Here is an 8,277-nt window from a genome sequence, read left to right on the forward strand (position 1 = left end):
GCAAATAGTGGTTGCGGACGCAAGCCTGCCCACTCTCAGCAGCAAAAGCTAGGTGTGCTTATTTTCGCGCTTACGATACAGCGGTGCCCAACCTGCTCCGCCCGCGGACCCGAATGGAAGAGCAGGGCCAAGGACCTTGCCAGCCCCATTCCTTACTGGCTGCGCCACACTGCAGGGTCAAATATGACGGACCCGCAAGTCGGCGCATATTTCGCGCCGATCCGTCAGCTCGATCCTTGATTGAGCGCTCAACTAGCCCGGCTGCAGATTCGCCTCCCGATACCGCACCCGTTCGACAAACAATGCGAACGCTGCCGAATTCTGCCGACGGCTGGGATAGTAGAGATGGAAACCGGGGAAGGGTTCACTCCAATCTTCAAGCACCCGTATCAGCGACCCGTCATCGAGATAAGGCACAGCGCTGCTTTCAAGGACAAAGGCAATGCCGTGTCCGTTAAGCGCTGCGGCAATCAACAATTCCGAGTCGTTGAAAATGAGTTGGCCATGAGGACGGGTCTTCACCTTTTTCCCATCCTTACCGAACTCCCAAGCGTAGACCGAGCTCGACTCCGATCGCCGATAAGCGACGCATGCATGGGATGCCAAATCGTGCGGGGTCTTCGGAATGCCGCGTTTGGCTAAGTAATCCGATGACGCCACTGCCGCCATGCGGAGCATCGGGCCGATTGGAAGCGCAATCATGTCCTTTACGAGTTCCTCGCCTATTCTGACGCCAGCGTCGCAACGTTCGCCAACGATGTCAGTCAGACGGCCTGACAAAATCAGTTCAATATTGATGTCCGGGTACTCCGTCACGATCGCGCTGATCGTCGGCCATAACACCGTTCGAGCCGCTCGCTCCGGTGTGAGGATCCTGATCGTGCCCCCGATTCTCTCGCGCATCGATGTCACAGCGGCAAGCTTCTCGGAAACCTCATCCAGGGCCGGACGCAGTGTTTCAATCAGCCGATCTCCCGCTTCAGTTGGCGCGACGCTTCGCGTCGTTCGATTCAGGAGACGAATGCCCAATCTCCCTTCAAGGCGCCGCATTGCCTGGCTGAGGGCCGACTGTGAAATGCCCAGCCTCGTTGCTGCCCGCGTGAAGCTGCCTTCCTCGGCGATCACGAGCAGATTCATCAGGTCCCCGAGGTCTTCGCGCTTCATGCTGCATCCCAAGTCAAGGTTTCATAACTTATTATAATAGGCGCATGCCACATCGCCCCCCTAATCGATAAATCCATCACGCGGTACATTCACGTCAGGAGGAGTTGCGGCGCAAACGCCGCGTTCCGAAAGGTCGATGGAGGCACATCATGCAAAAGCGGCATTTTGGATCTAACGGTCTCGAAGTTTCGGCAATGGGGTTGGGCTGTATGGGGCTGACCTTCGGATATGGTCCCGTTACCAACAGAGAGGACGGCATCAAGCTCATCCGTGCCGCAGTCGATCAGGGTGTAGCCTTCTTCGACTCAGCAGAGGCTTATGGCGAAGACAACGAACGGCTTGTCGGTGAGGCGCTTGCCCCAGTGCGGGAGCGGGTCGTCATCGCGACGAAATTTGGGTTCAAGGACGGTGATGCATCGAAAGGCCTTGACAGCACTCCCGAGCGCATCCAGCTGGTGGCGGAAACCTCCCTTAAACGGCTTGGGGTTGAAGTTATTGATCTGTTCTATCAGCACCGTGTCGACCCGAACGTGCCGATCGAAGACGTTGCAGGTACAGTCAAAGACCTGATTCAGGAGGGCAAGGTGAAGCACTTCGGTCTCTGCGAGCCCGGCGCACAGACCGTCCGCCGTGCTCACGCCGTCCATCCCATAACGGCGCTCCAGTGCGAGTACTCCATGTGGACCCGCGATCCTGCGGTCGACGTCAAGCTCACTGATATAGATCTAGCGGATATCGAGAGTGCAGCGTCCGCGATCAAGATTGAAGGGGCCCGTTACCCACAGAAGGCAATGGAGATGCTCGGTCTCTGACAGGTGTCTCTAGGGCGCAAGTGGCGACCTGGATCCACCAGTCTGCCGGCCGCTGCATCACAACGATGATGCTGTGTAGCCTAGTGGCTCAAGTGGCTTTTTTTTGCTGTCTGACCGGCCCAGCAGGAATGTCCATTGGACAAGCAGACTTGCCACTTTTCGAAGCAGAGCAGCATGCAGCAAGCTAGTGCGGACAGCCGTCTCTCGCTCGCCTGCTGATGAGAGGCTATCAACGTCTCCTATTCAACACTCACCCATTTACAAAACCACGGAAGAAAAATGAATCGCAGAAAGCTCTTAACCGTTGCCGCGAATGTCCCTCTGGTGGCCGCCACGCTGAAACCCCGGCAAGCCAGAGCAGCAGATGGACGGGACTTCGTGCTCGTCCATGGTGCCTTCCACGGCGGATGGTGTTGGGGTCCGGTGGCGGAGATCCTGCGTTCACACGGGAACCGTGTCTTTACGCCCACATTCACAGGAGTCGGCGAACGCGCGCACCTTATGAACCCGGCGATCGATCTGAACACGTTCATCCGCGACATTACGGCAGTAATCGAGTGGGAGGAGCTCAATAACATAGTCCTGGTCGGACACAGTTTCGGTGGCTTCGTGATCAGCGGGGTGGCGGACCTTATGCCTGATCGCATCAGATCCATGGTCTATCTGGACGCCCCAATGGGATCCAACGGCGTGTCGATTCTCGGAGAGGCGCCGCCGGATCTTCGCAAGGCCCGCATGAGCGCAGTGATTGACGTGGCCGGCACACAGGCGATTGCACCTCCGTCGTCCACCGCCTTCGGGCTTTCCGACCCGGCCCAGGTCGCTTCAGTCGACCGCCGCTTGACGCCAATGCCCTTCAAACCTTATGACACGCCGCTGGTCCTGAAGGGGCCGCCCGGTGGCAATCTTCCCAAGCGGTTCATCCGTTGCACACACCCTGCGCTCCCAAACATCGAGCCGTCAGCACGCTACGCCAAAGAGCACGGATGGAAATACGCTGAGTTGCCCACCGGCCACGACGCAATGGTCTCGCTTCCGGAAGAAGTAGCGGAAATGTTGCTCGCGTCGTAGCTGTGCCACTGTCGCAGCAGATGCCGTTGGGGTGAGCGGTGGCAATCGCACTCCGCTCACCGTTGACAATGGAGTATCGATCAACACATCCTGCCTAAATTGCAAGATGACATGACATATTTTAAAATTAAATCATTTGTTATCACTGCACTCTTACTTGCAGCAAATGCTTGTTCCGCAGACGGATCTAATGTTATCCGTTTTTCTGGAAAGATGATTTATCCGGAAAGCATAAGTTGGTCAGAGAATCTGGGTAAATTCTTTGTCAGCTCCGTGTTTCATGGGACTGTGGGAACGGTTAGCATGAGTGGGAAATATACCCCATACATCGATGATCCTCGACTCGTTTCGACATTTGGTCTGCGTATTGATGATGCGCATGATAGGATTTGGGTTTTAATCGGCGATGTTGGAACTGCCGAACATTCGTCGCCCGCCACCACCAACAAACTTTCCGCCGTCGCGGTATACAACACTCGGACGAGAAAGCGCCTCGGTTACTACGACCTCACAACGTTGAAAGGAGGTGCCCATCTAGCCAACGACGTGGCTGTGGATGCCGATGGAAATGCCTATATTACCGATAGCCACGCGGCCGTTATATATCGCATCAGCAGTAAGGGCAACGTGTCGATCTTCGCCAAAATCAATTTTCTCAGAACCTATGGAGAAGGAAGTCATTGACTTTTTGGGAATTTATGTCGAAGAGCGTGTCGAGTCGTGAGTTTAATACCCAAACGTCCTTTCCCGACACTGTGGCTGACGTCGGAAAAGTGCTGACGCTGTGTTCCCTCTTTACGATTTTCGCAGATACCCAACTATCTTCGGAAGCGAGGTTAATCGCCATTCCGGAACCCAAATTGACCGTCACAACAAGGTGATTAACATCGACTAGTGTAATTCCGTCCATGCCCTTCATTGGTTCCGGTAATTCTACTTTCTGAACAAGCGAGTCAAGGAAGTGTTGGAGATCCCCCACCCGCCGCCAGGTTACTCAAAACTGCGGTGTGAAAGACTGGGAGCACGCGCAGGGGTAGGCGCAGGGTGATGGTCTCACGAGCCGCGCGCAAGTTGAACGATCCGTTTCCACCTGGCCGCTTCATTGTGCATGTCGGCCATCAATGATTTGTACCCCAACACCTCTGGGAAGATCACCTGTCTCTCACAAAATTCGTTGAACGCGGCTGTCTGAGCGATGCGACTGATCTCGTCTGACAGGACCTGCAGAACCGGCGCGGGCGTCCCTGCAGGAGCCATGAAGTCTAGCCACGACGAGAGCTCAAAGCCCTGTATGCCGGCTTCCGCGACAGTGGGAATATCCGGAAGTACTTTCCACCGCTTTGTCCCGGTCACCGCGAGGGCGCGCAACTTGCCTGCCTTGATCATGGGAAGCACGCCGGCCGATCCTTGGCAGGTAAAGGCGATGCGCCCGCCCGCGACATCGGTGATTGCAGTGGTCGTCTCCTTGGAGGCGACATGCTGAGCACTCGTTTTGCTCATATCGTTCAGCACCACACCACAAAGATGCGCCGTACTGCCGACGCCCTGTGACGAGTAGGTAACCTCGCCAGGCTTGCTCTTCATCGCGCGGATAAGGTCGGAAAGCGTGCGATAGGGCGAGTCCGCTGGCACCACCACGGCCAGAGGCAACCGCGCCACCCGCGCGACAGGGACAAAGTCCTTCTGTGGGTCGAACGAGGCAGGCGTCTCGGACAGCAGCGGTAACAAGTACATAGGAATGCCGGCCAACACGAGCGTGTAACCGTCCGGGGAAGCCCTCGCAGCCGCTGCATACGCCAGAAGCCCACCGGCTCCAGGACGGTCCTCCACCAAGACCGGTGTGTTCAAGCGCTTTGACAGCGGCTCGGAGATGTAGCGCGCCGTAACGTCGATTGACGTGCCTGCGGATGCCGGAATGATGATCCTTATCGGCTTCGAGGGATATTGCTGTGAGAAAGCCCGTTCCATTCCAAGCAGAGGTATTGCTGCAGCAGCCCCGAGCATCAATCTTCGAGTGCGATTCATCCATTGTCTCCTTGCATCAGCATCTCGTACATCAAACGCACGATTGCAGACTTGCAGAGGCAATTCTAATTGTTGGCATGGACCTGCGCATCCTGCCTCGGCAGTAAGGTGCTTTGCGCGCGGTGGGAAGCGACCGTTCCGGTTAGCAGCTCCTATGCCGGTGCACGCTTGACGTCAGCTCTTGAGGGCGGCAGAGCGCCGGCGTCGGTCAGGGCTTCCGCGCCGCGAAACAACGCAACCAGAAAGTCGACGAATACACGCACCTTGCGAGAAAGCCCCCGGCTACTGGGATATACCGCGTAAAGCTCAGCGTCGCCGGCCTTGGGGTTCACCGTAAAGTCGTTTAGCACTCTCACCAGCGCACCCTGCGCTATCGGTAAGCGGACCATCCATTCATGTACCACGATCAGGCCGAGCCCGGACATCGCAGCCGAGAGCAGCACCAGACCGTTGTCCGAACAGACAGTCCCTTGAACCTCAATCTCCTCATGTTGGCCATCCTTGGTGAATCTCCAAACGTTTCCATACGAACGGGCTGTGAACAGGACGCAATTGTGCTCGCGTAGGTCCGACGGCATCCGGGGAACTCCATGCCGCTCGAAATAGCTAGGAGACCCGCACACGATTCGCTGGCTGGGACTCAGACGTCTGGCTACGATCTCCGAATCTGGAATGTCGCCCATCCACACCGCCACGTCGATATTGTTGGCGACAAGGTCGAGCCTCTCATCCGTCAAGGAGATGTCAATGCTTAGATCTGGATACTGTTCCAGCAGCTTCGGCAGCGCCGGCACGATAATGGTCGTTCCGCTGGAAACGCGCAAGGAGACTCGCAGCACACCCTTCACGCTTTCCTGGAAAGACGTCGCCTCCGACTTGGCGTTATTGAGGTCATTGGCGATGACGCAGACGCGTTCATAAAACCGCCGACCCGGCTCGGTGAGTGAAAGGCTGCGGGTACTACGATTGAGTAGTCGCACGCCCAGCTCATCCTCGAGAGATTTCACCTGGCGCGCGACCGAACTGATGGAGGATTCGCGGCGGGCCGCTGCCGAGAAACTTCCCGCTTCGACAACCTTGATGAAAGTCTGGATACGCGTGAATTCGTCCATGCTACCTTGTCCCCTGTCTGGCCAGCCACCCTCCTCCAGTCTGCTAGAAGGGGTGTGCCTTTTATCGCACCGAGCGCGGAAACGCCAAGCACTTATGCAAGTGCCGTCTCGGTGGTCGTTTAAGTATACACGGTGCTCGGCTCGTCACTTAATTGTATCCTCGTCGGGCCGGCGTCGGGCCATCGCCACGCCCTACAAGAGCATTGAGGCTCCAATTCAAGAGGTGGATGTGGAACATTCTCCCGATATGGGAGAGACGGACTGAAATAGCGAAAGAGCATTCCGCCGAGACCAGTACCGGCCGTGGCCGGACGCCGCGCATCGATTCTTGCGATTTCTGGGAAGGACCTTGCCGATTGGGTGGATTGCGGCGCAGATGCCTCGCTTATATTGTCATGCATCAATTTTCCACGGCCCGCACCTCCCGCAGTCGCACCATTGCGCCCTGTAGGGAATGTGCAAGTCGTGGAAATTTCTTGACATGGTTGCGACCCGGTTTGCCGCAAGATCCGCGGTCCCGCTGGCAGCGCCGCCTATCGCGCGATCGTGAAAGGGCGCGAGGGCCCGCGGTCTATAGCTCGCGCGTTTCCGCGGTCGATGGAGCGAAGTAGATTCGATAGTGCCGAATGCTCCCCCGATGGCGCTAAGAGTCAAGGTTGCCCGCTTCCACCCGATGCAAAGGAGTCCACTGTGAACGTAACCCACCCAAATAGCGATGACACCATACGGCTATCGGTCAACGACGCGTCCGACCTGGGCAGTAAAGTTCTTGTTAAGCTGGGCTATACCCCGCAGGAAGCGGAAATTATCACTGACCACCTAGTGAGCAACGCCATAAGCGGCTATGCATTTGCCGGTCTGCCACGAATTCTCGCGATTGCGGACAGCCCAGAGTTGAAGAAGCCGCGGACTCCGGTAACTGTGATCCACGAAACCCCCGTTTCGGCGTTGCTCGACGGTGGCAATCACGTTGGGTACCTCTCTGTCAATCGTGCTACCGAGGTCACAATAGAGAAGGTACGCCGGTCTGGCATTGCAGTCGTAGCCGTGGCGAATAGCTGGTTCAGCGGCCGCAACGCGTACTACCTGGAGAAGATCGCGCGCGCCGGATTCGTCGGCATTCATACCGTCAGCAGCCCGCCCGTCGTGGTCCCGGTAGGAGCAAAGCGGCCGGCTCTGGGTACCAACCCCATCGCATTCGCGTTGCCCGGTGAGGTTGACCCCTTCATTTTCGACATGGGTACGGCTTCAACAATGTGGGGTGAGGTGTTGCTCAAAGCCTTCCTGGACGAGGAATTCCCCGACGCGCTAGGCGTCGACAGGGATGGTCGGCCGACCCGGCGGGCCAAGGAGATGGTGGAAGGCGGAATCGGCCCCTTTGGAGGGCACAAGGGCTATGGCATGTCGATTGCAATCCAGGCGCTCGGCCTGCTCGCTGGCGCGAAAAGGCGCAACGGGCAGGTGTGCGACTTCGGATTCCTGTTCATTGCATTTGATCCCGGGCTACTGATGCCGCCCGATCAGTTCAAGGCGGAACTGTCCGAGCTGCTCACATTCATCAAGACCCGACCGCGCCAGGATGGTGTCGATGAAATCCGCATCCCATCAGAGCGGGCGTTCCGGGAACGCGAACTGCTGCGGGAGCAAGGCATCGTGTTATCACGGCAGGTCTATGAAAGGTTCGACGCCATCCTCAGTGATCGTGAGTGACGGACGCGCGCCAGGCTATCGCTGCGGCCAACAACTCCGGAAGCGGATATCCGCGGAGAGGGTCCAACGCGTCTTCCTTGGAATTGTGCCGCTCTCGATCGAGTAGGCGCGTGTTGCCGGCGTCTCTAATGCAGAACCAGTCCGCGCAGACCTTTGCTTTGGCAGCAAGGATCCTTGCCATCAGGCCGCCTATGCAGTCATACCCCCGCTCCCTAGAATTCTTGCCATCAAGTCAGATGTTCAAGTGCGAGGGTTCTGCAACCCAGGGGAATGATGACGAAAGAAGAACTGACCGCGAGCCGGACCCGCCGATGGTGGAGCGCGCTGCGCGGATCATCCGGGAACTCGACGCCGAGGTGGCCACGCCGGCCCAGGCGCGCGAC

The 8,277-nt window shown here is 57.4% G+C and carries 6 protein-coding genes and 1 pseudogene; 4 read left to right on the forward strand and 3 right to left on the reverse strand.

Going from position 1 to position 8,277, the window contains the following annotated elements; all coding sequences use genetic code 11:
• Positions 1 to 252: 252 nt before the first annotated feature.
• Positions 253 to 1,164, reverse strand: a complete 912-nt coding sequence (locus ACGLHR_RS49460) for a LysR family transcriptional regulator (RefSeq protein WP_400103178.1) — start codon at positions 1,162 to 1,164, stop codon at positions 253 to 255.
• A gap of 149 nt (positions 1,165 to 1,313) precedes the next feature.
• On the opposite strand from ACGLHR_RS49460, the pseudogene ACGLHR_RS49465 reads away from it, so the two are divergent.
• From ACGLHR_RS49465 to ACGLHR_RS49475, 3 genes and pseudogenes are all read left to right on the forward strand, one after another.
• Positions 1,314 to 1,859: pseudogene (locus tag ACGLHR_RS49465) on the forward strand (aldo/keto reductase); the annotation flags it as partial.
• A gap of 396 nt (positions 1,860 to 2,255) precedes the next feature.
• Entirely contained in the window at positions 2,256 to 3,047 is a 792-nt protein-coding gene (locus ACGLHR_RS49470; protein ID WP_400103180.1) for an alpha/beta fold hydrolase, read from the forward strand.
• Between the two features lie 111 nt (positions 3,048 to 3,158).
• Positions 3,159 to 3,731 carry an L-dopachrome tautomerase-related protein gene (locus ACGLHR_RS49475; RefSeq protein ID WP_400103182.1) on the forward strand — a complete coding sequence of 191 codons (573 nt, stop codon included), beginning with the start codon at positions 3,159 to 3,161 and terminating at the stop codon, positions 3,729 to 3,731.
• Between the two features lie 369 nt (positions 3,732 to 4,100).
• On the opposite strand, the gene ACGLHR_RS49480 is transcribed toward ACGLHR_RS49475, so the two are convergent.
• Both ACGLHR_RS49480 and ACGLHR_RS49485 read right to left on the reverse strand, forming a co-directional pair.
• A complete protein-coding gene (locus tag ACGLHR_RS49480; protein WP_400103184.1) occupies positions 4,101 to 5,072 on the reverse strand; it encodes a Bug family tripartite tricarboxylate transporter substrate binding protein in 972 nt (323 codons plus the stop codon).
• 152 nt (positions 5,073 to 5,224) lie between these two features.
• Entirely contained in the window at positions 5,225 to 6,184 is a 960-nt protein-coding gene (locus ACGLHR_RS49485; RefSeq protein WP_400103186.1) for a LysR family transcriptional regulator, read from the reverse strand.
• A 690-nt stretch (positions 6,185 to 6,874) separates the two neighbouring features.
• Between ACGLHR_RS49485 and ACGLHR_RS49490 the strand changes: the two genes are divergently transcribed.
• Positions 6,875 to 7,894, forward strand: coding sequence for an Ldh family oxidoreductase (locus tag ACGLHR_RS49490; RefSeq protein ID WP_400103188.1), 1,020 nt, complete (start codon positions 6,875 to 6,877; stop codon positions 7,892 to 7,894).
• The last annotated feature ends 383 nt before the right edge of the window (positions 7,895 to 8,277 follow it).

It is taken from the genome of Cupriavidus sp. CuC1 (assembly GCF_044627735.1).
In the GTDB taxonomy this organism is placed as follows: domain Bacteria; phylum Pseudomonadota; class Gammaproteobacteria; order Burkholderiales; family Burkholderiaceae; genus Cupriavidus; species Cupriavidus ulmosensis.

Bases quoted from the DNA above. Each gene is read 5' to 3' on its own strand.
- ACGLHR_RS49460 (WP_400103178.1), bottom strand. From the start codon at position 1,164: ATGAAGCGCGAAGACCTCGGGGACCTGATGAATCTGCTCGTGATCGCC.
- ACGLHR_RS49470 (WP_400103180.1), top strand. From the start codon at position 2,256: ATGAATCGCAGAAAGCTCTTAACCGTTGCCGCGAATGTCCCTCTGGTG.
- ACGLHR_RS49475 (WP_400103182.1), top strand. From the start codon at position 3,159: ATGACATATTTTAAAATTAAATCATTTGTTATCACTGCACTCTTACTT.
- ACGLHR_RS49480 (WP_400103184.1), bottom strand. From the start codon at position 5,072: ATGAATCGCACTCGAAGATTGATGCTCGGGGCTGCTGCAGCAATACCT.
- ACGLHR_RS49485 (WP_400103186.1), bottom strand. From the start codon at position 6,184: ATGGACGAATTCACGCGTATCCAGACTTTCATCAAGGTTGTCGAAGCG.